Origin of the sequence: Bacillus sp. B15-48, from assembly GCF_016879755.1 — a bacterium.
In the GTDB taxonomy this organism is placed as follows: Bacteria; Bacillota; Bacilli; order Bacillales; family Cytobacillaceae; genus Mesobacillus_B.
Genome location: NZ_WOFU01000009.1, coordinates 92,261 through 115,257 on the forward strand (window position 1 = coordinate 92,261; position 22,997 = coordinate 115,257).

Annotated in this window: 22 protein-coding genes and 3 pseudogenes; 12 read left to right on the forward strand and 13 right to left on the reverse strand. The window is 37.0% G+C overall.

All coding sequences use genetic code 11. The features are described from left to right. The first annotated feature begins 168 nt into the window (after positions 1-168). Positions 169-786, forward strand: a complete 618-nt coding sequence (locus GNT69_RS26110; protein ID WP_343206541.1) for a GntR family transcriptional regulator — start codon at positions 169-171, stop codon at positions 784-786. A 19-nt stretch (positions 787-805) separates the two neighbouring features. On the opposite strand, the pseudogene GNT69_RS25705 reads toward GNT69_RS26110, so the two are convergent. The 5 genes and pseudogenes from GNT69_RS25705 to GNT69_RS21325 all read right to left on the reverse strand — a co-directional run. Then, positions 806-931, reverse strand: a pseudogene (locus GNT69_RS25705) (hypothetical protein); the annotation flags it as partial. Between the two features lie 189 nt (positions 932-1,120). Next, positions 1,121-1,588, reverse strand: a complete 468-nt coding sequence (locus GNT69_RS21310; protein WP_203557013.1) for a GNAT family N-acetyltransferase — start codon at positions 1,586-1,588, stop codon at positions 1,121-1,123. Positions 1,589-1,780: 192 nt separating this feature from the next. Then, positions 1,781-2,482: a GDSL-type esterase/lipase family protein gene (locus tag GNT69_RS21315; RefSeq protein ID WP_203557014.1), complete on the reverse strand. Its 702-nt coding sequence runs from the start codon at positions 2,480-2,482 to the stop codon at positions 1,781-1,783. 77 nt (positions 2,483-2,559) lie between these two features. After that, a complete protein-coding gene (locus tag GNT69_RS21320; protein ID WP_203557015.1) occupies positions 2,560-3,579 on the reverse strand; it encodes an acyltransferase family protein in 1,020 nt (339 codons plus the stop codon). A 41-nt stretch (positions 3,580-3,620) separates the two neighbouring features. Further along, positions 3,621-3,806: a hypothetical protein gene (locus GNT69_RS21325; RefSeq protein WP_203557016.1), complete on the reverse strand. Its 186-nt coding sequence runs from the start codon at positions 3,804-3,806 to the stop codon at positions 3,621-3,623. Positions 3,807-4,000: 194 nt separating this feature from the next. Between GNT69_RS21325 and GNT69_RS21330 the strand changes: the two genes are divergently transcribed. Continuing rightward, a complete protein-coding gene (locus GNT69_RS21330; protein ID WP_203557047.1) occupies positions 4,001-4,990 on the forward strand; it encodes an NAD(P)H-dependent flavin oxidoreductase in 990 nt (329 codons plus the stop codon). 156 nt (positions 4,991-5,146) lie between these two features. On the opposite strand, the gene GNT69_RS21335 is transcribed toward GNT69_RS21330, so the two are convergent. Further along, positions 5,147-5,866 (reverse strand): polysaccharide deacetylase family protein, encoded by a 720-nt coding sequence (locus tag GNT69_RS21335; RefSeq protein WP_203557017.1) that lies wholly within the window; start codon positions 5,864-5,866, stop codon positions 5,147-5,149. A gap of 199 nt (positions 5,867-6,065) precedes the next feature. Here GNT69_RS21335 and GNT69_RS21340 point away from each other — a divergent pair, with 199 nt between their 5' ends. Then, positions 6,066-6,641 carry an acetylglutamate kinase gene (locus tag GNT69_RS21340; protein WP_239094389.1) on the forward strand — a complete coding sequence of 192 codons (576 nt, stop codon included), beginning with the start codon at positions 6,066-6,068 and terminating at the stop codon, positions 6,639-6,641. A 92-nt stretch (positions 6,642-6,733) separates the two neighbouring features. On the opposite strand, the pseudogene GNT69_RS25710 reads toward GNT69_RS21340, so the two are convergent. Together GNT69_RS25710 and GNT69_RS21345 are read right to left on the reverse strand one after the other, a co-directional pair. Beyond that, positions 6,734-6,936 (reverse strand): annotated as a pseudogene (locus GNT69_RS25710) (YmaF family protein); the annotation flags it as partial. 63 nt (positions 6,937-6,999) lie between these two features. Beyond that, positions 7,000-7,788, reverse strand: coding sequence for a DUF2935 domain-containing protein (locus GNT69_RS21345; RefSeq protein ID WP_203557018.1), 789 nt, complete (start codon positions 7,786-7,788; stop codon positions 7,000-7,002). A 543-nt stretch (positions 7,789-8,331) separates the two neighbouring features. On the opposite strand from GNT69_RS21345, the gene GNT69_RS21350 reads away from it, so the two are divergent. Together GNT69_RS21350 and GNT69_RS21355 are read left to right on the forward strand one after the other, a co-directional pair. Further along, positions 8,332-9,102 carry a DUF3050 domain-containing protein gene (locus GNT69_RS21350; protein ID WP_203557019.1) on the forward strand — a complete coding sequence of 257 codons (771 nt, stop codon included), beginning with the start codon at positions 8,332-8,334 and terminating at the stop codon, positions 9,100-9,102. A gap of 165 nt (positions 9,103-9,267) precedes the next feature. Then, positions 9,268-9,417, forward strand: coding sequence for a hypothetical protein (locus tag GNT69_RS21355; RefSeq protein ID WP_203557020.1), 150 nt, complete (start codon positions 9,268-9,270; stop codon positions 9,415-9,417). Positions 9,418-10,562: 1,145 nt separating this feature from the next. On the opposite strand, the gene GNT69_RS26325 is transcribed toward GNT69_RS21355, so the two are convergent. After that, positions 10,563-10,874: a heterocycloanthracin/sonorensin family bacteriocin gene (locus GNT69_RS26325; RefSeq protein WP_481747696.1), complete on the reverse strand. Its 312-nt coding sequence runs from the start codon at positions 10,872-10,874 to the stop codon at positions 10,563-10,565. A 353-nt stretch (positions 10,875-11,227) separates the two neighbouring features. On the opposite strand from GNT69_RS26325, the gene GNT69_RS21365 reads away from it, so the two are divergent. Then, entirely contained in the window at positions 11,228-11,509 is a 282-nt protein-coding gene (locus tag GNT69_RS21365; RefSeq protein ID WP_203557022.1) for a hypothetical protein, read from the forward strand. A gap of 143 nt (positions 11,510-11,652) precedes the next feature. Further along, positions 11,653-11,874 (forward strand): hypothetical protein, encoded by a 222-nt coding sequence (locus tag GNT69_RS21370; protein WP_203557023.1) that lies wholly within the window; start codon positions 11,653-11,655, stop codon positions 11,872-11,874. A 224-nt stretch (positions 11,875-12,098) separates the two neighbouring features. Here GNT69_RS21370 and GNT69_RS21375 read toward each other — a convergent pair whose 3' ends face one another. From GNT69_RS21375 to GNT69_RS21385, 3 genes are read right to left on the reverse strand one after another with little or no spacing between them, the layout of a single operon-like run. Next, the gene (locus GNT69_RS21375) at positions 12,099-13,679 is read right to left on the reverse strand and encodes a SagB family peptide dehydrogenase (protein ID WP_203557024.1); all 1,581 of its coding nucleotides are present in this window, start codon (positions 13,677-13,679) and stop codon (positions 12,099-12,101) included. 22 nt (positions 13,680-13,701) lie between these two features. Beyond that, positions 13,702-15,639 (reverse strand): TOMM precursor leader peptide-binding protein, encoded by a 1,938-nt coding sequence (locus GNT69_RS21380; protein ID WP_203557025.1) that lies wholly within the window; start codon positions 15,637-15,639, stop codon positions 13,702-13,704. Then, positions 15,639-17,609 carry a putative thiazole-containing bacteriocin maturation protein gene (locus GNT69_RS21385; protein ID WP_203557026.1) on the reverse strand — a complete coding sequence of 657 codons (1,971 nt, stop codon included), beginning with the start codon at positions 17,607-17,609 and terminating at the stop codon, positions 15,639-15,641. The genes GNT69_RS21380 and GNT69_RS21385 overlap by 1 nt, the downstream gene beginning before the upstream one ends. 1,260 nt (positions 17,610-18,869) lie before the next feature. Between GNT69_RS21385 and GNT69_RS21390 the strand changes: the two are divergent. From GNT69_RS21390 to GNT69_RS21410, 5 genes and pseudogenes are all read left to right on the forward strand, one after another. Beyond that, positions 18,870-19,247 (forward strand): annotated as a pseudogene (locus tag GNT69_RS21390) (ATP-binding protein); the annotation flags it as partial. Positions 19,248-19,265: 18 nt separating this feature from the next. After that, on the forward strand, positions 19,266-19,577 hold the full coding sequence (locus tag GNT69_RS21395; RefSeq protein ID WP_203557027.1) for a hypothetical protein: 312 nt from the start codon (positions 19,266-19,268) through the stop codon (positions 19,575-19,577). A 100-nt stretch (positions 19,578-19,677) separates the two neighbouring features. After that, positions 19,678-19,881 carry a DUF5348 domain-containing protein gene (locus GNT69_RS21400; protein ID WP_203557049.1) on the forward strand — a complete coding sequence of 68 codons (204 nt, stop codon included), beginning with the start codon at positions 19,678-19,680 and terminating at the stop codon, positions 19,879-19,881. 973 nt (positions 19,882-20,854) lie between these two features. Then, entirely contained in the window at positions 20,855-21,781 is a 927-nt protein-coding gene (locus tag GNT69_RS21405; RefSeq protein ID WP_203557028.1) for a DUF5655 domain-containing protein, read from the forward strand. Positions 21,782-21,798: 17 nt separating this feature from the next. Continuing rightward, positions 21,799-22,155 (forward strand): hypothetical protein, encoded by a 357-nt coding sequence (locus tag GNT69_RS21410; protein ID WP_203557029.1) that lies wholly within the window; start codon positions 21,799-21,801, stop codon positions 22,153-22,155. Between the two features lie 35 nt (positions 22,156-22,190). Here the strand turns inward: GNT69_RS21410 and GNT69_RS21415 are convergent, their stop codons facing one another. Further along, positions 22,191-22,997, reverse strand: a complete 807-nt coding sequence (locus GNT69_RS21415; protein WP_203557030.1) for an abortive infection family protein — start codon at positions 22,995-22,997, stop codon at positions 22,191-22,193.

Sequence of the window (22,997 nt, forward strand, 5' to 3'; positions counted from 1 at the left end):
CTTTTCATAAAAGGCATTTTTAATTTCAACATTGCATGCTAATATTAATATAGAATTTTGTATTGATATTATGGGGTTTATAAAGAGACTATTTTATCTACTTATTGAAGGGGGTAATTTACGATTAATACCAAAAGCACAAAACAGAAAGAACTCTTATCTGATATTATTTTTGATAAAATTAAGGAAAGAATAATAAATGGTGAATACTCTCCAGGGGTTCACCTTGTCGAAGCTGACTTGGTAAATGAGTATTCTGTCAGTCGTACTAGCGTAAAAGAAGCACTTCGTAAGTTAGTTGAAGCTGGTATCGCCGAGCTGGTTCCACATCGAGGGGTAATGGTAAGGAAGATTAGCCTTTCAGAATTAGCAGATTATTATACCGTTATGGCACGACTTGAATCCCTAGCAATAAGATTCGTAGCAGAAAACCATGATTCTAAAATGATCGAAGAGCTACAAGAAATCCTCGAACAGGATAAGCAAGCTGTTTCAGCCGGTAATTATGTGCAACATAGAAAAAAGTTGCTAGAATTCCGTCACAAGATAGCCGAGTTTTCAGGAAATGGTCCACTTTGTGAAATAATTAAACGGATCCATACAATAACTTCTATTAACAGTAGACCTTTCGAATATGCAATGCAATCAGCAATTGAAAATCATTCTATTATGCTGAATGCAATCATTAATTCCGATGCTGACCTAGCTGAAGCAACAATGGAAAATGCAATAAAAGGAGGCCTTGAGTTTTTAAGAAATAATATTGTAAATTCAAACAATCAATAAATGTAACAAAGCTCTTAACATATGTCGGAAGCTCACTGGGCCGCGAACCCGTCGCTATGATAGCATTTTTGAAGATATAGGTTTGAGCTGAGTTCTCTCCTATAACTCTTAAAGAACTGGTGTCAATAAAAAAAGCTTCGCCGGATTGCGTACTTGTACGATTCGCAGCGCAAAAGGTGGAAAAAACAAAAGGAAAGCAGCCGTGACGGCTCCTTTCCTTTTGTCTTCTATTCGTTTTTGTTTTCCGAGAATTTCGGTTCAGACCCCGTTCATAGAATTTAGGCTTTAAGTCTTTCCGCCTAACTTCTCAAGCTTTTCTGCAAAACACCTTTTACTATATCTGTTTCATCATAGAGACAACCTTTATATTTACACCATTTGGCTTATGTAGGATTTCCTCATCAAAAACCCTGTATCCGATCGAACGATATAGTTGAATATTTTTTGGAACAGTCTTACGAACTTTACACAGTAATGTAGAGATTTCTTTATTTTTTGCATAAATTTCCAGGTGTTTTAATATTTCTTTTGCAATACCCTGTCCTTGTTTTTCTGGTATTACCGACAATCTAAAAAAATAAAGGCCATTTTGTATGAATTTAAAACGAACCATTCCTATTGGCTGTTCATCATCATAAGCAATGAAGCCCTTCTCATTTTCCATTAAAGCTGTTGATATGGATTCGACTGTTTCCTCTAAAGCACTTGATGGAGGCTCTTCATTTTCATATTCCAAAAATGCCTTAATCATTAACTCATGAATGATTGGTGCATCAGATGCATCTGCAAGTTTAAATTCCATTTTTAACCCCCCTCCCAACAATAAAATGAATGTATTGCATTCCCTTTTTATTTTACTAAACTAATACGTTTGGTGAAAAAATCCCTTGTTACACTAGTCTTTTTTGAAATTAGCTGAACGGTCAAGTTGCAAAAAGGTCCCACACTGAAGTAATGTTTTACCTCACCGTGGGACCTCTATTCCCGTTGATCCCTAGCCATCCAATTTCAGCATAACTTCGTAAAGTCGGTCGGCGATTAATTGGTAACCGGCACTGTTTGGATGAAGGGCATCGCTAAAATGGTTGTTAGTAGTAAAAAGGTCAAGAGTTGGAACAAAGTAGGTTTGCGTGTAGCCATTCGTAACCGTATGAATTTCTTCATTCCAATGCTCAATTAATTGGAGTATTTTTTTAGCGTCTTCAGATTCATGATATGGATGATATAAACCTAAAACGAGGATGGGAGCAGTTTGATTTTTATTTCTCAAGTGTTCTAAAATCTTATGAAGATTTGCCGTGAATTTTGCTTCCCCTATCCCCATTCTTTTTTCATCTATTTTATTAAAATTGTAGCCTGCACTTCTTCTAAAATCATTTGTACCTATGTAGAGAATAAGATAATCCGCTGCTTTTATCTCCTTGTTTATTTTATCGCGATCCAACTGAGCCAAAATATTATCCGTTGTGTATTTTGGGACAGCAAAATTGCTAATTTGTACAGCTACATTCTTTTTCTTTTCTAACAGAGCTTTCACTCTTTCCATATAGCCTTGCTTAGATGGGTCACCCGTTCCATGTGTGATGGAATCACCGAGAGCCGTCAGCTTTAGATCAGCTGAACGAGCAGAGGAATAGTGAATAGTAGCACCTAAAATCACTAATGTGAAACAAAACAAAATTACGTATTTTTTCATCAGAAAAACTCCTAACCTTTTCGTATTAGGAGTTTTCCCTACAAATCTTTTCTTCATGTAATTTCTCGTTAAGTTCTTCAGTATCGCTTATCATAGCCAGAATCTAACCTATATCTTGTGAAATATGAACTTTTCAATTCGACAAATGGCTCTGATATCCGGCGAACCAGCTTACTTGAAAGAAAAGCAATTAATAAAAGGGACAGAAAAATTAAAACAATAATTTGTTCCGATTCACTTAGATAACCAACTAATTCGCTACTTCTAAAATACCTCACAAAGAAACCATGTAATAAATAGACATAAATCGAACTTGTTCCCCACTTAGTGAAAAAATACCTTTGTCTTGGAACCAAAGCCAAGAAGCTTAACGTCGTCAGTAAAGTTAGTGCGTAAAGCGCCAAGCGAATAATCCCGCCATTCACGTAGGAATAATGAAGTGCCTCATACGGTCTTGATCCAAACAACCATTTATAATCAAACCCTGGAAGCAAATAAACGGCAACAAATAGTGAAAATAATATGAAGAAAGAAGTATATTTAACCTTCCGATCTCGAACTTTTTCAAATGTGTTTTTATTCAAGTAATAACCGAGCAAGAAGAATGGAAAAAAGACAAAAGTACGTGACAAGCTCAAAAAATGATTAATTTCATTAAAATACCCAACCCCAATTCCTATACCTACAGATAGGCTAAGCGCGAAAAGCGGTTTCCATTTTGTAAAAAGAAAAAGCATGACATTCCAGAAAAACAAGCTAAGCAAAAACCATAATGACCATTGTGGATTTAACGGATTTAATTCAATGACGCTACGTTCATTGATTAATACGTAATAGAGTGAATAGATCCCTTGAAAAATTAAATATGGGATAATCAACTTCTTTGTTAACTTTTTATAATAGCCCGGTTTACGAAATCCCTTTGCAAAAAACCCTGATATTAAAATGAACGCTGGCATGTGGAATGTATAAATCGTTGTGTACACTGTATAAATAAATTTATCTTCATGAATATACGACTGGATAAAGTGACCGAATACAACCAAGAAAATCAGTAAAAATTTGGCATTGTCATAATAAGCATCTCTGGTTTTCATAACTACCTCCCCATTAATTTTATATCGTACATTCCCTTTTTCTATTCGTCTATAACTTTCGAGGAGTTGTAATCTGCTTTTGACCGTTTTAATATTTCTGTAAATGTTCTGTATTCATCTAACAATTTGATTACAGACATGGTTTGGTGGTTCAATGTCAGCGTCGGATCATCTTTTTTCACAATAAGTGGAGTGCTTAAATATACCCAGTATGTAATAAAAACCAACGAAACCTCCATCCCTACTCGTTCCCTAGGCAATCAAGGTTTAAAAACATAGGACTTGCGAATAATGCCAGGCACATTATGTACACTTTGTGACATCAACATAATTATCATCTGATTTTAGGACTGGGCATTATATTTGTAACTATTCATTTCGTATCCAGCCATTACAATAAGGTCTAGGAATAATAAGAATGATGAAATGGGGTATTATCTTGAACTTTCCACAATTAAAAATTGGTCATATGACGCCTAACTTTCCGATTATACAAGGGGGAATGGGAGTAGGTATTTCTTTAAGCGGACTTGCTTCTGCTGTTGCAAATGCCGGTGGAATTGGAATTATTTCAGGAACCGGGATTAGTTTGGATGAATTGCGATATCACATCAGGAAGGCGAAGGAATCCCTTCAGGGTGACGGCTATATTGGAGTCAATGTGCTTTTTGCGATGAATGATTTTGCCGATAAAATGAAAATGGCGATCGAGGAAAAAGTTGATTTTATTATTTCAGGTGCTGGCATCTCAAGAGATATGTACAGCTGGGGCAAGGAATCCGGCATTCCGGTGATTTCCATTGTTTCTTCAGCAAGGCTTGCAAAAATTTCAGAACGTCTTGGTGCTGCAGCCATTGTGGTAGAAGGCCGTGAAGCGGGTGGACATCTTGGCACCGACAGGCCATTATTCGATATTTTACCGGAAGTAGTGGCCGCCGTTAAGGTTCCCGTCATTGCTGCTGGAGGGATTATGACTGGGGAGGATCTCGCCCGTGCCATCCGGATGGGAGCATCTGGAGTTCAAATCGGAACAAGATTTGTTGCCAGCAACGAATGTGATGCTCCCTTATCGTTTAAAGAAAAATATGTACATGCAAAGAAAGAAGATATGGTAATGGTAAAAACAACGGTAGGATTAGAAGGCCGTGCAATAAGGAACCACTTCACTGAACTAATATCCGATGATAAAAAGGTGAAAATCAAGAAGTGCATCGACTGCCTGAAAGATTGTTCTTACCGCTTCTGTACAATGGATTCTTTAATCACATCAATGGATGGAGATTGCGAGAATGGGCTCGTTTTTGCGGGGGCCCGGGTAGATGAAATCAACGAAATTCTTCCTGTCCAAACCATCATCCACAACATCATGACCGAATACAAAGCTAGTAATTCCAATCAGGCGATAAGCTGATTGATTAATCAGGGAAAAAGGGTCAGCATTTCGGCCCCATACAAATTATCACCATAATTAGCATAGAAAAACGCACTGAGTTTTTAATCAGTGCGTTTTTGCTCGAATTCTCTTTTCTTCTTCAACGTACCCGTCAGGTAAAGAACGATTACAATATCATTCTTGAATTCCAAATTCTAGTAGTTCTGAGATTGTTACAAAGGTATACCCTTCCTCAATTAACGAAGTAATAATTCCTTCTACTGAATTGAGCGATTCTCTCCTACTTTCATACATCACATGTAATAAAATGATGGAACCAGGTTTTATATTTTCGACAACATGGTTTACAATTTCATTTGAATCAGCAGCAATTTCGGGATAAGAATCAGGCTCTATATTCATAAAAATCGTAGTCCTATCTTGCTTGGATAGATAGTACGGTAACAAAACTAACCTTTTTCCAAAAGGTGGACGGAAAGTGATTTCTCCTTCATAACCGATTTGTCGAATTAACTCATCAGTTTTATCTATTTCATCTTTAATAAAAGATGGAGATTTAAAAACCATTCTTTGATGGGAATAGGAGTGATTTCCAATTTCGTGTCCTTCTTGCACGATTTTTTCTGCATCATCAAAATATTTTTCAATTTCATATCCTGTTAAGTAGAAAGTACCTTTCACATCATGTTTTCTTAATATTTCTAATATTTCATGTGTGTTTACCCCAGGACCATCATCAAAGGTTAAGGCTACTACTTTTTCGTTTGTGTCTATACTAGTAACTAAACCACCAAAGAATTGGAACTTTCTTGATTGAGATAACTCATTTAGCAAATAACCTACAGCAATCAATAATATGATTACAATGCTACTACTTATTATTATTTTTTTCATATGTCCCCCATAATTAAACTAGGCTAGTGGGTCAGTAGTCCCCAGCGAAGTAATTCTTTACTCACCGGGTACTGACCCCGAATTACAGGACGTATAATCCACTAATTCTTTTTTAATTTTAGTCATAGTTCAATAATACAAGCAACTTTTTTGAATCTGAATAAATTGATTAGTATTTAGGGGGGATGGAGGTGAAACCATGAATAAACCTAGATTCAAACATTCATTTATTAGTGAACAGGAATTTCGTTTAAGTAATGCCATGCGGTTAGTTTGGAAACAACACGTGTACTGGACAAGGATGACAATCAATAGCATCGTCTTTAATTTACCTGATTTAGACGCTGTTACCGCACGTTTACTCCGCAACGCTACTGATATGGGCAATTTACTAAAGCCTTTCTATGGAAATAGAATAGCCGCAAAGTTCAGCGATTTAATCAGGGAACATCTGGTCATTGCTGCGGAACTTGTAACAGCCGCAAAAGCAGAAAATCAAAAAGCTGTTGCTGATGCACAGAGAAGATGGTTCGCAAATGGAGAAGAAATTGCCGAATTCCTAAGTAGAATAAATCCGTTTATAGAAAGAGATGAATTTCAAGAAATGTTTTTCGAGCACCTGGAACTTACTATAGAGGAAGCATTATTTATACTTCAAAAAAAATTTCAATCAAGTATTGATGTGTTTGATGAAATTGAATTGCAAACTTTACAAATGGCGGACACAATCACGAATGCAATTGTGAAACAATTCCCCAGAAAGTTTCGAAAATAGAGCTCCTGATAGCACCAAAAGATAATTAATAGCACTAAATAATGTCCATGCATTCCATTTCCTACTAGAATCGATGGACCAGAATAAGCCTAATAATAGTGCGTATGCCCATTTTCAAAGACAACATATCCCTCATTGTAATGAATATAGTATAATCCTGAGTTCCTATAGGAGGTGAAGTAACATCCGAGCATTGATGAACATGCCCAGCATCAACTGAGGTATAATCAACCGAACCATGATTGTGATGTGGGACAAACCCGACTACAAAATCATTTTCACCCACCTTTGCCATTTCCATATCTCCTCATTCATATCTACACCAAATCCTTTAACATAAAAAATCTTAAATCTATTTTCAATTTTTTTGCAGGTTAGCTTCAAATAAATCGATGATTTCTAGAAATCTTTCTGCTTCTCTAAATGTATGGTCAGCTAAAAGTGGGTGAATATTGCTCTTAATGCGACATGCTTCAATTAATTCCCTTGCTGTCTTCTTGAAATCCCTTAAGGAAGCAACCGATACTTTATTTTGATTTAAAAATTGGCTCAAAATAGGTTTAGTTTCTGATTGTGGACTCATAGAGTCTAAATCAACCGCTTGAAACATCAATTGGTCGAAATCATAGCTAAATTCCCTTGCTTGTTCTACCAGTTTTCTTTCAGAGGGGTCTAATAGATGACCGATAAACTTTGCATGGTCTGCCATAATTTTCAAGAAGAAAACATTTTCTTGAATGACAGTATCTTGTTCTGGGGCAAGCTTCCCTTCATTTAAATCTTTTAAGCGATTAGCAAAATATGCTGCTTCTCTACTTATATGATCAACTAACAAAGGGTAGTTATTATGACGGATTTGGCAATTTAGAGTTAAGCCTAACACCTTTCGTTTGTAGCTCCATATTGCAGCAGCAGCTTGGTAAACTTCACTATTAAAGGCTTGAACTTGACGTAAATCTGAATTTACCGTAAATGTAGCTAACCTTTCTTCAATCCTTTCGAACAATGAAATAAACTGCCGAGCTTCATCAATAAGTTGTGACTGTTCATAAGTAAAACCCAAGCTTAAAAATAACGCATGTTCTTTCATAATCCTAGACCAAAATCGGATTTCGTCTAATGACCGCGCCACTATTGGATTTGCCATATTATTCCCCCCTTATTTACCACTCCCTTCCTAAATATATACGTGATAATTTGTACTAATTCGTGATTATCTTCTTCAATGTTTTTTGTCAATATTTAATTTTAATTTAATGAGAAATTTAAAACATCTTTAGCAAGTCTGCCCCGTTGGATTTGTCACAGGCACGGCCCGATGAATCTCGTTCATAGGTGTGTTCCACGAAGAAAAGATGTCAAACATCACCCGAAAAATGGATGACACCTGACATCTATGACGTTTTAAATATTGAGTAGGTTGTTTGTTATTTGAGAATTCCTAAAGAACAAAGGAACCTTTGGTGACATAATAAAATTATCATCTCCTTATAAAAATTATGATTAATATTGAGGTTCTGACTATCAACTCTCAAAATACTCAACAATCTCAGGAAAAAAGGCCAGACCCAAGAATATGAACTTATCTATACCTTCTAATCAATCATTGAATAAAAAGACTGATTATACTAAACTGAATGTATCTTTGAATATTTTAATATTTTAAAAAACGAATCATAAGGAGCATATCATGACAAATATTGATTTTGAACAATTGGAAGCCTATCGCAACAAGCTTCTCACTCACCCGATTTACCAAGAAATTTCTACACCAGAAAGAGTCAAAGTTTTTATGAAACATCATGTGTTTGCTGTCTGGGATTTTATGAGTCTACTTAAAAGACTACAAAAGTCCGTAACCAATGTGGATGTTCCATGGTTTCCAGCTCAGAATTCGAATTTTGCACGTTTTATTAATGAGATTGTGCTTGGTGAAGAATCTGATATTGATGGGAAAGGCGGCTACAGCAGTCACTTCGGCCTCTATTTAGAAGCAATGGAAGAATGTGGGGCTGATGTACAATTGATTCAAACATTCATTGCCCACCTACAAGAGGGGCTGCACTATACAGAGGCATTAGAAAAAACGGATGGGCTGAATCAACAGACAAAAGACTTTATCAATTTTAATTTAGACTTAGCATTAAATGGTGAAATTTATGAAGTCGCCGCAGCTTTTTTCTATGGAAGAGAAGGATTGATTCCTGAGATGTTCCAACCATTAATTGATTCACTCAAGGAGTCTGGAGCCTCAAGTGAAAGATTAAACTTTTACCTCAACCGACACATCGAAGTCGATGAAGATCATCACGGACCACTCGCTGAGAAATTATTAATCGAACTGTGTGGAAATGATCAAGAAAAATTGAAGCGCTCCATGGAAATTGGCGAAAAATGCTTTGAATCACGCGCAAAACTATGGGATGGCATCTTAGACGAAATGAAAGCTAGCAATCTATAATTTAAAGAACAAAAGTGGAAGCTCCTTGGTCAGCACAAACAAGCGCTGGAGGGTCGGTTACCTGAAGTCAAGCGGAAATCGAATTTAATTTCCAGAGGCGAAGACCTCGATGTTTAGCCTTATCCCACTCGTCCTGTAAATGCGGATCTACATGTGGTGGATCGGTTGAGCAATGAAAAATATCTTTACCATTTGAAAAAGGTGCCTGTACCGATTGTGCTAGAGGTGTTAATGGACTTGGGGATAGGCACCTTGTTAAGTATGGAGAGGTATTATAAAAGGCAATTAGAAGAAACTAGAAAAAAAGAGCATTAGCTTAATGCATAGCAGTGGTCTTTCAATAGGGAAATAATTAATAGTTTTTCCAGTATGTAAGATTTATATTAGTCTATATTTTATTTTCCTACTGTTTATTACGTATAATAGTTCTTCCAATTTGAAGAAAAACCAATATTTGAAAACTCGATGATATCCTCTTATTCATAAATAAGTGCTTCTATGTCAATATTAAATCTGTTGCCCTCAGTTCTCGATAATGATCATTGAATAATATAGATTGCAGCAAATATAAATTGATTATCTAAATGCATCGCATCAAACCATACTGTACCTGTTTGATTCCAGAAGTAATAGTATACATCAATTGAGTCAAAATCTTCGGTTGGTTTTACTTCTGCAGCGACGTGCTGCCAGCCCTTTTTTCGTTGGATTTTCTGAATTTTTTAGAAGGAAAGAGAATGAAATGTAGAGGATGTAATAAGACGGTTAGGGTAAATGAAAAAAAGCACAATGAACGCTGGGGATTTTGTTCATCATGCTTCAAAGCGTATAAAAATGGTAAAAAATAAAGTGGAGCAGCTAATAATCAATTTTTCCTTTATCAACAATAGGCACGACTCTAAACTCATCTTAAGCGTTATATATGTGGCACCTCACCCCTCAAATCGTTTCCGCTCCGTCAACAACTCATCACTGAAGTCACGAGCTTGTGAAGGCAAAAATCGCCTCCTGGTATCAACAGCCCAATATACGCCCGTTGGCATACCGATTCAATCACCTCATTTAAAAGGTGAACTGTTTGACGAGGAACCAAGCGAACCCCGTATTGATACTCACATGCGCTTGGCTATCGCAACATGTAACGGTTATTTGTTCGTGTTGCTTGAACATTTTACGATGCAGAGCTTTTCCTGCATCAACCCTATATGTTCAGTTTTCAAAGAACAATTTCTAGTTATATTATATAGCATGTATAATGTGGGATACAAAAAATTTAGTTGACATGTCGGATACTTAATCTAGTACAAAATCTCGCTATTTTCTAGCACTAGACCGCATCCGAAGGCGATTCATCTCATGACTGAAGTCACGAGGGTTCTCGCCTATTACCTAAAAGAATCGCCATTGTACAACATATACAAGTGCACCTTCTTTCAGAAAATTCCTACTTTAAAGAGCTATCAACGATTCCAACCGTTCACAAAATTAGTGCCATTCCAACCATTCACACAATTAGAACATCTGGGATCGGCGGCAACAACACAGCTACAGTTTACACAGCGAACACAACGCCCACAACGTCCACCACAAGAACAACGGACACAACGGGTACAAGCGACACAACGGACACAAAATACGGCTTGAGGGGCTAGAGGATCTTGAATCTGATAACCAATAGGGGTTAAATCACCCACTTGGAATTGATCCATTCCCAACATTTGTAGGTCATTTTGAAAATTTTGCATTTTTTTCCTCCTCTTAGTAATTATCATCAGGTAACAACACAAGAATAGAGAGTGGGAACCGTTATTCTTATATAAATAAAACAGATTACTTTTCCTCTCTTTAACAAATTATGGTTTCTTTAGGTAGCTGTTACTGATATTACAGCCCATTTCGCGCTCAAAGTGCCTAATAGTTTAATTCTCAATAAAAAAGCGAGTAAGAGGAGATTATAATTCTCGCCTACTTCTTAAACCACCTTACGACAGTTTGTCTAACAAAAAATTAAAAAATCTAAAAATACATTAATTAGACTACATGTTAGGATTATTTTTAAACAAATACGTATTAAAGAGACTATTCCTCTCTAAAGAAAATTCTCACTTAGGATTTAGTTTTCTAGATGAATAGCCTGAAGGCTCACACCATAAGCACGAAATCATTATCAGAATGGAACCTACGGGCCACACTACTGGTTACCATTGGCTTATTGGCTAAAAGAACAGGAAATAAAGGTTGTGGTTGTGACTACAGCCCATATGAAGAATCAAAGGAGCTTGACGACAACTCCCCTACCAAAAATGAAGTAAAAGATGCAAGAGTCATATCACGGCTCATTGAGGATGGCTGTTATTCTGAGACTCATTTATCTGAAGGAATCTATCATACCTTCGTAAGGGGATGAACCTGTAGAATCAGACATGAAAGACCTTCAGTCTATTCAGGGGAGCGTTCAACGGTGGATTGAACAGAACTTCTCTAAGTACACAAAGGTCTTTGGTGATTGGGAGGAAAAAGCTTCATAACAAATTTCGAATGGGTGCCCGGATGAAATCATCCAATGCTTGGAAGAAAAGATTCTTACCGAAATTCGGAGAAGTAAAACGGCTCTTTAAAGAGAGTATCGAGCACTTTAAGCAAGAACTAGAAAAATATAATTTTGATTTTAGTAATACGTGGTTAAACATGCGGATAGGTGGCTTGCATTACGACCGTTTTCAAGACAATATTAGCTTTAAGTTCTCTAAAAAAAGAAAAGAAGTTCATTGAATTGAAAAAGTATATTATCCTTCGGTACAAAAAATATCATAGATTTTCCAAAAAAACTAAGTTTGAGAAACTATTGCTTTCATTTGGATATAACTATATAATTATACAGTAAAAGACAGTAGAAAGTTTGAATCAAACTTTCTACTGCTTACCTAATTTAAATAATGGACTTTTTCAGTGCCCTCCAAACTTAGGTTGAGGACCTTTGTCCCTTGATAAACTTCCTAGGTAAGCAAACTACCTTTTAACCAGGCCCTAGGACGGTATGGACCCACTGGGATTTGAATCAAGCTGGTTTTTTCTTTCGAATCTATCCTGTAAAGTTTATCACATTTTTTTGAATCAAACCCTAGTAGTGGATGCCCCCCCATTCCTAAGGCACACGACACCAAAAGCAGGCGTTGCACGAGAATACCCGCTTCCATCTGTTGAATGCGATATCCTCTATATCCTAAGTACTCTTTGAGATGACCTTTGTCACCAACGACATGCATACAGAGCGGAACTTGATAAAGGTTCACATTGGGCAATATTAATCCATTTTGTAAAAATTTCCGGTAATCCCCCTGGGTTATTTTCTTAAGTGCATGAACGCAATTCTCATAAGCGTAGACACCATTTGGAACTCCCTCCACGTTATAAAAGCAGCCATACAAAGTAACACGATTCTCCTCATTTCCATGTATATCGTCAAGGTCATTCTGATATGAGAAGGAAAAGGTTTCTTTCAATAAAGTGGATAATTGTATTTGACTCACTTTTCCTATTATAAAATCGATATCAGGAGAATACCGCTTTCTGCTAACTGATGCTAGATCATACGATAAGCCCTTCGTAATTGGCAGGAAGGTCAACTTCGTACCTAAAGAACATTTCACACTATCAGTTTTTTTTATTTTTACAAATGACCGAGTTGTTTCAAACATTGATGCTTCATTAAGTTTTCTCAGCATCGGATAATCAATAACCCTCTTTGAACGGTTATAGGAAGGGTGCATTAACAACGGCACTTCACGGCACAATTCACTGGCAGAAACAATTTCTTTTCTATTATCGTTTTCACCGCACTTAATTGAATAATTAATAGATAATGGGATAATCGCATACACACTTTCTTCCTGTTCGGATAGTCCAAGTAAATGATTGATAGACCGATCAAGAAATTGGTAGCATACACGTGAAGAGAATCCCATTTGACTGGATACTTCTAACAATTGCCCGATTAACACACCGGCATCTAAACCTTGAAGCCTGTAAGAAAAATTATTATACTTATAGAAATTTTTCCAAAAAACAGTCGAGACAAATACGGTGCAGAAACAGTCAGAAATATCACAGCCATTTTTTAGACTTCTGGATAAGTAGGAATCATAATTTCCTTCTCTGAGTAATTTAAGGCGGTGATGTGCCACATCGTAATGGTAAACTCCCTCTTGTACACTCTCCAATTTTATATAAACGTATAATTCATTTGGATACAACGCTCCTCCAGACGGAACAAATCTACGTAATGACTGGGTATAGTTTACTCCTTCCTCCTTGTTTTCTTCGTTTAAAACAGTTTGAGAGTATTGTGTAAGGCCATATACATACCATAAGAGTTGGCCAAGCTCTGCTAAGCTGGGGGCTACATAAGCATCTCGTTTCTCGATTAATAACGGTACATATTGGGTAAGCATGATCTCTGATAAGCCATAATACAGTTTATAGGGAAGTGGTGCGTCTTCCCAATCTACTTGCCAATCTGGCGGAAAGACTTTACCCGTGTCGAAGTGCAGGTCATGTAGAAATCTTTCTAACTCCAATGTTACACCTCCTACTTCCCTATTATGGGAACGGATGGGGATGGGGATTAAGCTGTTCATACAATAATGGTTCCTTCATAAACCCTAGTTGCATGGGCACATTAAGTACCCTCGTAAATCCTTTTACACGGGTAAGGTGATGCCCAAATGTCATCGGCAGCATTCCTGGAATCAATACCTTTACACAGAATAATCCATTTCGTTTGGTGATTGGTGTTGTTTGGTCAACCACAATGACCTCAAGGTTTAACTTGCGAAACTTCTGAAGAATTTCTTGAAGATCGTCCTTTAAGTCTTTATTGCTCGGTGCCGGCTTAAATTCCTCAGCAAACGTACGTAAAGGACGAGTATTATCCAACAAAAAATTCAATCGTTCCTCTGCTTCTCGTAGACCGTACAGCATACCATGGTCCTCCATAGTACGTACTGCGAACGGCTCTTGTAGCATCTCTTCATATTTCTGACGATTTACCTCCAATTTTTCATCATCCCTAAACATCATTCCTGCAAGTTCATAAATCGCACTTTTTACAGCTCTTACTGGATTAGGGTTAGCTCCGGCTGCACAAATGAGGTTAACTCCCTTGGATTTTCTGTTTTTTGCCACTCCCCACACACTTGGAATCTCATGTTCCATCGTCGAATTGTAAAAATAAAGCTCATAATCCGTCACCTCACGTACACGTTCGACCATTAACTGTAATTCTTTATCGTTAGAAGAACCAAGGTCAAGACGAGGAAGAGGAAGCCTAGCATACCAGGTTAACAAGAACGAATCTCGCTCGATTACCTCCATTATGGCATGGAAAATGGCTTCCTCTAAACTCCCACCTAATGCACATCCATTCGAAGTTTCATAAACAAAACCCTCTCTATTCCCCAAACTATAATAAGCGAGTGACTCCGGGACCAGAATAGAACGTTCTTGTAAAAATGAATAACCCCAGACCCAATTCATTAAATCATCAGGATGAAACGGTTTAAACGGGAAATGAGCTTTAGCGTAATGTTCCTTCTCATGTAACCCTACTCTTGTAGGATTTAGTGCTATATTTTTTAAATTATGATAACTATCACGAACTACCCTCCTTTTGCCTTGGAGACCAAATCCGCAATTTCGCTCCAAACCTTCCAAAATAGCAATTAGTTCACTCAGTTCATAAGAACTAGACCTTCCCGCCACTCCCTCATTCTCTTCAAATAATGGCAAATTTACATAGACATCAGCAAACGGTAACGTGAAATCTTGAATTTTACTATTCATAATCCCAGTACGATTATCAAGATAATCTTGAACTAACACTGCTTTCAATTCATCCATCGAACGGCAACGATAACCATCACCATTAATTTTCGGCCTAGATTCTAACCTAATTTCAGCTAATTCCGATGTATCATCAGGTAACGAGCTGCAAATCGGGCACAATGGATCCGGCAAGAAAAGGTGACTAGAACTTGTTAACGTTCTTAGGTTTGTTATCAAAACTCTTTCTTCTAATTTATTGGGTTCGTTTTGAAGAATACTCTGCACCTCGTTACATATTAAGGTTGCCATTTGCGATAGGCCCGTACGTGATGCCCATGCATCTAGTTGTACACCTTCTCCTGCTGACATTCTTACCTGAAACTCCCTTTCTCGGCGCTCCGAGCTAGCTATCGTGCGCCGTATGTCAGCACAACGAGAACATCCTGATTTATCAGGGCGTACAAATGGACCAATTATTCCTTCCCCAAACGAAACGAAACCTCTAAGCCAGGGGATACCTGTGGCCCTAAATCTTTCTTCCGCTTTTTGATGAATCGATGGATACCATCCATCGTGCAGCACAATAGCTAATTTTGGTTCGCCTGAAACCTCTTCTAATATATTTTGACGCCTTACAAAATATTGATTAGACAATTGATCATATACGAAATCGGCTAATAAACCTTGTCCGGTAATTAAAATATTAGCAGCCATTAGGATTCCCCCTCTCGTACTTGAACTCCAAACACACCTGCCAGCTTCTTTTTTAAAAAAGGTTCAGCTGAAAAATCATATACAAATAACCGTTTGCTATTTTGGTTTAAAACCTTAATGGAAGATTGTAATAGTTCCAATTGTGTCAAGTCATTACAAGAAGGGATTTGAAGTGTAGTTTGAAGATTAATTTGAAGTTTAGTTTCTTGTTTTTTCGATGACTCTGTCTTTTCCCTCACTAGAGAATTAACATTGTTTTGAGTATTCATAAGTGCCTGTTTCAATGCCCTCCGTAAGGCCATTGTTTTATTTAAACCTGTACTAGTATACCGATTGCCATGCGTCCTTACCCATATCACAGGGAAGCCAAGTATCTTATTTTCCAAACCGATTGTCGTTGTACCATTTAAGCTAGTTAGTGCATTTAAATAAAACCTGCATTGTTTATCTTCTATCCGCCCCATTTGGATATGGATAATAGGATTCAGTTGATCAAACCTTCTTTTCCTCAATTCCTCATCTAAATAGGATTGCAAGCCACGACAAACAGCCTCTTCAATTGTTTCCCCTGCACCAATGCCGATAAACCCTTCTGGTATGTGTGCACGAGCATCATTCTTCTCACCTCTGAATCCATAGACCAGTTGTGAAACATACATTTCAATACCAGTCAGTCCTGCCTCCCTTTTTGCCTCTTCATGTGTAAAACCGGAACAGATCACCTCCGGTAGCAGCTCTGCCGGTCCTTTAGATATTGGGTTTACTACTTGGATATAACACTGAGAGAGGGGAAGCTGTTTTAAGTTGCGTTCCTCCCAAGCATGGAAAATACCTATCTCTTTAGAAGTTAATTGTCCAAAATATTCGAAAACATTACTTGACAGGTCATTTCGGATTGATTGTTGTTCGATCCTTAAATCAAGATCTTCAATCTGTTTAGGTATAACTCTTCTAGACGTGACTAGCGGATGTGTGATGAATGACATCCAGTTTCCTTCTAGTGTGTCAAGATTAAGCTGATAAATTTGATTTCTCTGATTTGAATCTGCTATTCCTGTGGCCTTCTTGAAAAATTCGAATACAACGATATTTGCCAAAATCGATCCTGCTATTAAAGAAAGTTGGTGAGACTGCTCATCTTCTTTTAAAACAAATCGATGAATCCGACGCCATGCAGACTCCCAGCACCCCTCTGATTCCGGATGGACTAATGGACCAACGAACCCCGCTTTCTTTATACATATGGCGGATAGGAATGACTTCTTTTCCTCTTTGCATACTAAATTAAGATTCCTTAATTCATTTACATTACCATCCGGTGACACATAGAGAATCCAATCATAAGGCTGCACTGTTTGTTTCCAAAAACTCCTTTCTGCCTCTTTTTCAAACGACACCTCTGTTACTTCCACCTCAGTGTCATCACTTTTAGCGTTCTGCACCAACTCATTAATTCTAAGCCTATTTGTTGGTATTGAAGAACTCGTTACTATGAAATGGTGTTTAGGAAGTCCAGACTCAATTAATGCAGAAATCAATGAAACTAAAAATGGACCATATCCGACAGCCAGAACTTTAGCCTGACGGTATTCTTGAAAACGATACCCACCAGAGTCGGTAAAATTCTCGATAAATTCAATTTGAGAAGCATATTTTGCTAGAACGGTGCTATTTAATTGATGAGGAATATCTTGACTTGCATCCCGAACAAAGCCATTGTTATACAAAATTTCTCCAATCTCATAAACCCTGTCTCGATATGAGGCTGTTAATCCTTCTGTCAAGTCTGCTAATGTCCGCTCCCCATTAAACATCGGCATCAATTTTTCAATCCACTGATAAATGGTATCACCTTTCATTTGGAATGAGTTTACGTTATTTCTAAAATACACACCGCCACCTTGTGAATCAGGTTGATAAAATGTATCCCTTTTTACTTTTAGACGTGAGTATGAGTTCAATTTAGACATTCAGTACCTCCTTATCTAATCGTTCCTATATGCTCTATGATTTTATGTACTTATATTTGTCTATTATGATTAATTAAAAAAAGCACCCTTGCAGCAAAATATGCAACACAACGGAGACAACGCGAGGACATAGGTACTTTTGGATGTTGTTATGTCAGGTTGCCAAGAGGGAGGAGAAAGAAGGTCAGCCTCATCCAAAAGACTCCTTATAAAATTTATTATTTACTATTCAACTTGAACAAGGAAAATGATTCTTTGGTTTGAATTAAACATTGTTTTTAGTAAGTTGCCTGCGTAGCAATTAAAAAAGCCCTGCATGACTGTCTAATATTCACTGCAAGGCTACATTTTGTCGCTTTACTCTTTAATCGTTTCTACCATTTCAGTAAAGTCGTACTTTTCATTAACAATATCAACAACAAAATCTTTAGTGTCTTGGGGTCATGGTGAATGTATAAAGCATTTTACGATAAACAAAAAATATTAACCATATTTATCCATTAGATTTAAACTTTGGTCTTTTACTTATCGATAAGGCTTTATACATTCATTTAGGTTAGTGATCGGTTACTACCGAATAACATTACCCCAAGGATCCACCAAATAACAATTAATTACACCCGGGTCACTGCAACAGTATAAAAAGTCCCCATCTTGACGCCCCATATATTCGCAGTTTGGATCTAAAAGAAGATCTTCAATATCCCTTCTAGGAATACCGTGAAGAGGACGAGGGGGTAAAAAAATCCCAGTAGGAGTACCAAAAGGAGGGCGAGGGGGGTGAGAGGCTCCAAACGTCCATTGTCCCCACATTGGATTTAAATAGGTCAACATAAGATCTCATCTCCTATATTTGTCTATATACAGGAGTAATATATGTGAATTTGTTCCTAATGGAATAGGTAAAAAACCTAGTAAAAAGAGTCAAGTTTTGATCATATACCACAATTTTTATTAAGAGAAGCCTTTCCGTAGCAGCTGAAGCAAACATTGCTAGGAGTCTTAATTTCGGGTTTCTAATTATGACATGTACTATCAACAAGTTTTCATGCATTTTGACTTCTAATGAATCCCTTTCCCTTCACATTGTTCTAAAGTAATACTTCAATTATGAAGGCTGTTTTCGTAATAAAAAGGAGGGAAAGCTGTCTTCCCTCCTTCACTACCCAACTCCCTTTTCAAGATTTACATAGGGGAAAAGGGTCACTCCCCCAGCGAAGTAAAGCGTTACTCCACCGGGGGACTGACCCCAATGTCATCAGTACCTATTTTATTAAATGTAATGATCTAATTATGAATTTAAAAAAGGCAAAACTTGAAAATCGACTGGAAAACAGGTTAAAACATTATGCAAAATATAAGCTGCTTATCATTGATGAAATTGGCTATTTGCCAATTGACGCCGAAGATGCCAAATTATTTTTTCAACTAATCGATATGAGATATGAAAAGAAAAGCACAATTTTGACAACAAACGCTAACTTCAAAACATGGGGAGATATATTCCAGGATCCCAAAATTGCCAATGCCATTCTGGACCGAGTCCTACACCATGCCACAGTGGTAAACATTATAGGCCCTTCATATCGGCTAAAGGGCCATTTAGAAAAGGAAACGGAAACGGCAGAAAATAGTTAAGGAGTATGTGGAAAAAGTATGAGCACATATAACGCAGAAGAAGCAGCCAAATTCTTTCGCTCCTACGGAGCAAAATGTGATGAGAATGAGATTAAAGAATGGATGAAGAGCACTCCCACCCTTAGTAGAGGATATCAAGTTGATGAATGGGATCTATACGCCTTCAATGACTGGATGAAATGTAAAGGAACTTCAAACGAGCCAGGAATTGATAATGAAACTAAAGTAGCCAGAATGATTGGGGAAATTAAAGAGCTGAAAGAACAAAACAGAGCCTTGAAAAAGGAAGTATATAAATTAAAAACAGAACCAGGTATACTGCCCTTGTAAATTCTACAACACCTTCCCCTACCTAGTTTTAAAATAGGCAGGGAAAGGTGGCAAAATCTAATTAAGAAAGATTGGAGGCGAACCTTTGAATAGAACCAAAATGCGTTATGATCAAAATCAAGACCAGTGGTACGTTGCCCTAAGCGGAGGGGAATATGGCCTTCATTGCGGGGAGTGTTTTGAATTATACATTGGTCGTACGGCTATTCCCTGCCGATTGGAGCTGGCCAACAGGTGGTACATTATTATGGAAAATACACGACTGGATTTACGGGAGGATGACCAATATATGGTCAAAATCTAGATAAAATCCCCCTAGAAAAATCACTACTTGGTTAGAACTTTCAACGCAAAATGGTACATTCCAAAACAATCAAAAGTGTACATAATTTAGTTGACATTTATACGTTAAATAATAAAATACTAACGGGAAGTTAAAATGTTTGAGTGTTAATTACGGCTAGCCCACGCCCTAAGTAAAACCAACCGTAATAACTTGTATTTGACGTATTAAAAAAGTATCCCTCAAACTAAAGGCAACGTTTCGGGCTATTTTTAAAGGTTTTTCCGTAAAATAGTTTTAAAAAAGTTTACAAGGTGTTAAATAACGTAAAGCTCCCCTCATCTTATACCTGCTTAAACGGATGTATTTATGGGTTTTTTACTGAAATAGTTAAAAAAAGTTTTAAGCCCGTCAATCCCCTTACTACTTATACAAGGTAAAATGGTAAACCCGCACACATCACGGATATATTTTTGCAAGGGTTGCGGGGCTACATATATACCGCACTTACTACCGTTTATAATGCCGTTGTAAGCCGTTTAAATACCTTTGTAAGCTACTTAACTACTATACCGTTCATTATTAAAAACGTCATATAACCCCTTTAAACGCCCTACCGTGTAGCAAGCCGTTTAGTGTACCATTAAGTAACGGTAAGCGGTACGGTAAAAACGTATTAATGGCGGGTTAGTATCATACCGTTAACCTGCAACTATTTACTTATGTAAATATAAAAGGGCGTGCGGGTGCGTTATATAAATTGCGTTTAAAAAAGTTTTAAAAAATGTGTGCCGTTTTGTTAGTTCTAATTGTATAGCTAGTAAAAAACGCTAGCTACGCTATAACGCTATTACCTAACTATTAGGTACGGGGGGGTTATTTAATATTACGGCTTCATAAATTCAGCCATTACTATGTGCCGTTAACTTCATATCATTAGGAAGATTTTACTAATAGGAAATGCTATAATATTTACGGTAAGGAGGGAACGTGCATGGGTGATATAAAACTATTTAGATTAAACGGGGATAGCGTTGATGAACTTGAAGGACAATCCGTATCTATTGAAAAGTCATTACAACATATAATTGAACGGCATTTAGAAACGTTTTTAGGTGTACGCTTTTTGGCTACAGAATATAGTACGGGTAAACGGCATGCAGGGCGTATTGATACGTTAGGCATTGATGAAAACAACTCTCCCGTAATAATAGAATATAAGCGATCAATGAACGAAAATGTTATAAATCAAGGCTTATTTTATCTAGATTGGTTATTAGACCATAAAGCGGAATTTGAACTAATGGTAATGCGTAGGTACGGTGCAACCGTTTCAGACGCTATTGATTGGAGCAGTCCTCGATTACTTTGTATAGCAGGCGGTTTCACAAAGTATGACGAACACGCCGTACAACAAATTAACCGTAATATAGAGCTTTATCAGTACAAACATTATAATGACGGGCTACTATTGTTAGATTTAGTTAACGCTACAACGGCACAAACCGTACATATTAGTGATGAAGCTACCGCACCAACTACGGCAACTAACCGAAATACTAAGGTTAAAACGGTATCTGATTATTTAGAGCAGGCTAACGGGGAATTAACTGATAGATTTGAAACGTTAAAAGCCTATATGATGGCGTTAGGTGATGACGTTCAAATGAAAATACTTAAACATTACATAGCGTTTAAACGTATTAAAAACTTTGCTTGCGTTGAAGTACACCCGCAGACAGCAAAGATACTACTTTATTTAAAAGTTAAGCCCAATAGTATTACGTTAGAACAAGGCTTTACCCGTGATGTTAGCAATATAGGGCATTATGGTACGGGTGACTTAGAAGTAACGATTTCAAATAATGATGATATTGAACGGGCTAAACGGCTTATTAATGTGGCTTATGATGTGAGTTAGGCTCGGGAGGGTAAAGGATGACAATAAAAAATAAAGTATTAGCCTATGCAATCTGTTTCTTTAGTATTGTCGGTGTATTTAGTACAGTTACTAACGTTTACGAGAATTATACAAAAGATGAGTTTGAACGTAATACAGATGAATATTTTAATGGTTTTAGGGGCGGTGCTCGTTCTTTTTATCGCATGGACTCCGCCGATTTAAGTAGCGATATATATGGTAGGGACGTAGATTATCACTTTGTAGAAGACCTTGCCCAAAAGTCATTAACGACAATTTACCCTGAAAGCAAGGATTGGGATAGTGTATATGACAAGGGGTTTATAGACGGATATATTGCAAAATACGTATATTCATATTTTAACGGGGATTAAACAAACACGGGCAAGCATAACGCAAGCCCGTTTTATTATTCCGCCTTTACTAGCGTTCCTTTTTCAAGTTGATATTCGTAAGTATTGAATAAAAACGTTACTACCGTTTTAGCGGAATTAATAACGACTAAAGCATGATGTTTATTAACTTCATACCTTCTATGATGTGCGTCCCCGTTTTCATTTCTAATTTCAGCTAACCCGTTAACTATGTTAATTAACCCGCTTATTACTTGTTTTAACGGTGCTTCTAAATTGGGGTTATTCGTGTTTAAGTTAAGGTGTTTACGTACCTTTTTAAACAATGCGGGTAAATCAAGTTTATCTTTAAGTTCTTCATCCGTTAAATTAGCTAGTATTTCATTACACACGCCTTCCACTAATGACCTAGCACTTGTAATTGCACCAGAATAATCTTCCTCATTAAAACGCTTTTCACATTTAGCTAAATCTTCCTTAATGTGTGCAAACGTTAAATGCTCGGGTGTTTCGCAAGGTACGTGAATTATTTTTACGTCAATTTGCTCATCTTCAAGGTAGTCAACGTATTCATTAATTGACATTCTAACGAAATTTTTTAGCGTATATTGAGTATCATATTCTTCCATATCTGCCATTAAGTAATCTACTACTTCATCAATGGTTCTACAGATTTTTATAAATTCCGGTAATTTAATCTCTTTTTTACGTGCTAACTCCTTAATAATAATACGGCTTTCTTGATATAGAACTTCCGCAATAGTATTATCTGCGAAAGGATCGTTAAAACCTTTACCAAAACTTCCATCTATATAATCGCAAATATTGCCCTTTGTTTTTTCTAGCATTTCTACTGCGTTCAA

Coding starts and splice junctions, on each gene's coding strand:
- GNT69_RS21310 (WP_203557013.1), bottom strand. CDS start 1,588: ATGGAATTTAAACTTGCAGATGCATCTGATGCACCAATCATTCATGAG.
- GNT69_RS21315 (WP_203557014.1), bottom strand. CDS start 2,482: ATGAAAAAATACGTAATTTTGTTTTGTTTCACATTAGTGATTTTAGGT.
- GNT69_RS21320 (WP_203557015.1), bottom strand. CDS start 3,579: ATGAAAACCAGAGATGCTTATTATGACAATGCCAAATTTTTACTGATT.
- GNT69_RS21330 (WP_203557047.1), top strand. CDS start 4,001: ATGAAATGGGGTATTATCTTGAACTTTCCACAATTAAAAATTGGTCAT.
- GNT69_RS21335 (WP_203557017.1), bottom strand. CDS start 5,866: ATGAAAAAAATAATAATAAGTAGTAGCATTGTAATCATATTATTGATT.
- GNT69_RS21340 (WP_239094389.1), top strand. CDS start 6,066: ATGAATAAACCTAGATTCAAACATTCATTTATTAGTGAACAGGAATTT.
- GNT69_RS21345 (WP_203557018.1), bottom strand. CDS start 7,788: ATGGCAAATCCAATAGTGGCGCGGTCATTAGACGAAATCCGATTTTGG.
- GNT69_RS21350 (WP_203557019.1), top strand. CDS start 8,332: ATGACAAATATTGATTTTGAACAATTGGAAGCCTATCGCAACAAGCTT.
- GNT69_RS26325 (WP_481747696.1), bottom strand. CDS start 10,874: ATGATAATTACTAAGAGGAGGAAAAAAATGCAAAATTTTCAAAATGAC.
- GNT69_RS21365 (WP_203557022.1), top strand. CDS start 11,228: ATGAATAGCCTGAAGGCTCACACCATAAGCACGAAATCATTATCAGAA.
- GNT69_RS21370 (WP_203557023.1), top strand. CDS start 11,653: ATGAAATCATCCAATGCTTGGAAGAAAAGATTCTTACCGAAATTCGGA.
- GNT69_RS21380 (WP_203557025.1), bottom strand. CDS start 15,639: ATGGCTGCTAATATTTTAATTACCGGACAAGGTTTATTAGCCGATTTC.
- GNT69_RS21385 (WP_203557026.1), bottom strand. CDS start 17,609: ATGTCTAAATTGAACTCATACTCACGTCTAAAAGTAAAAAGGGATACA.
- GNT69_RS21395 (WP_203557027.1), top strand. CDS start 19,266: ATGAGCACATATAACGCAGAAGAAGCAGCCAAATTCTTTCGCTCCTAC.
- GNT69_RS21400 (WP_203557049.1), top strand. CDS start 19,678: ATGCGTTATGATCAAAATCAAGACCAGTGGTACGTTGCCCTAAGCGGA.
- GNT69_RS21405 (WP_203557028.1), top strand. CDS start 20,855: ATGGGTGATATAAAACTATTTAGATTAAACGGGGATAGCGTTGATGAA.
- GNT69_RS21410 (WP_203557029.1), top strand. CDS start 21,799: ATGACAATAAAAAATAAAGTATTAGCCTATGCAATCTGTTTCTTTAGT.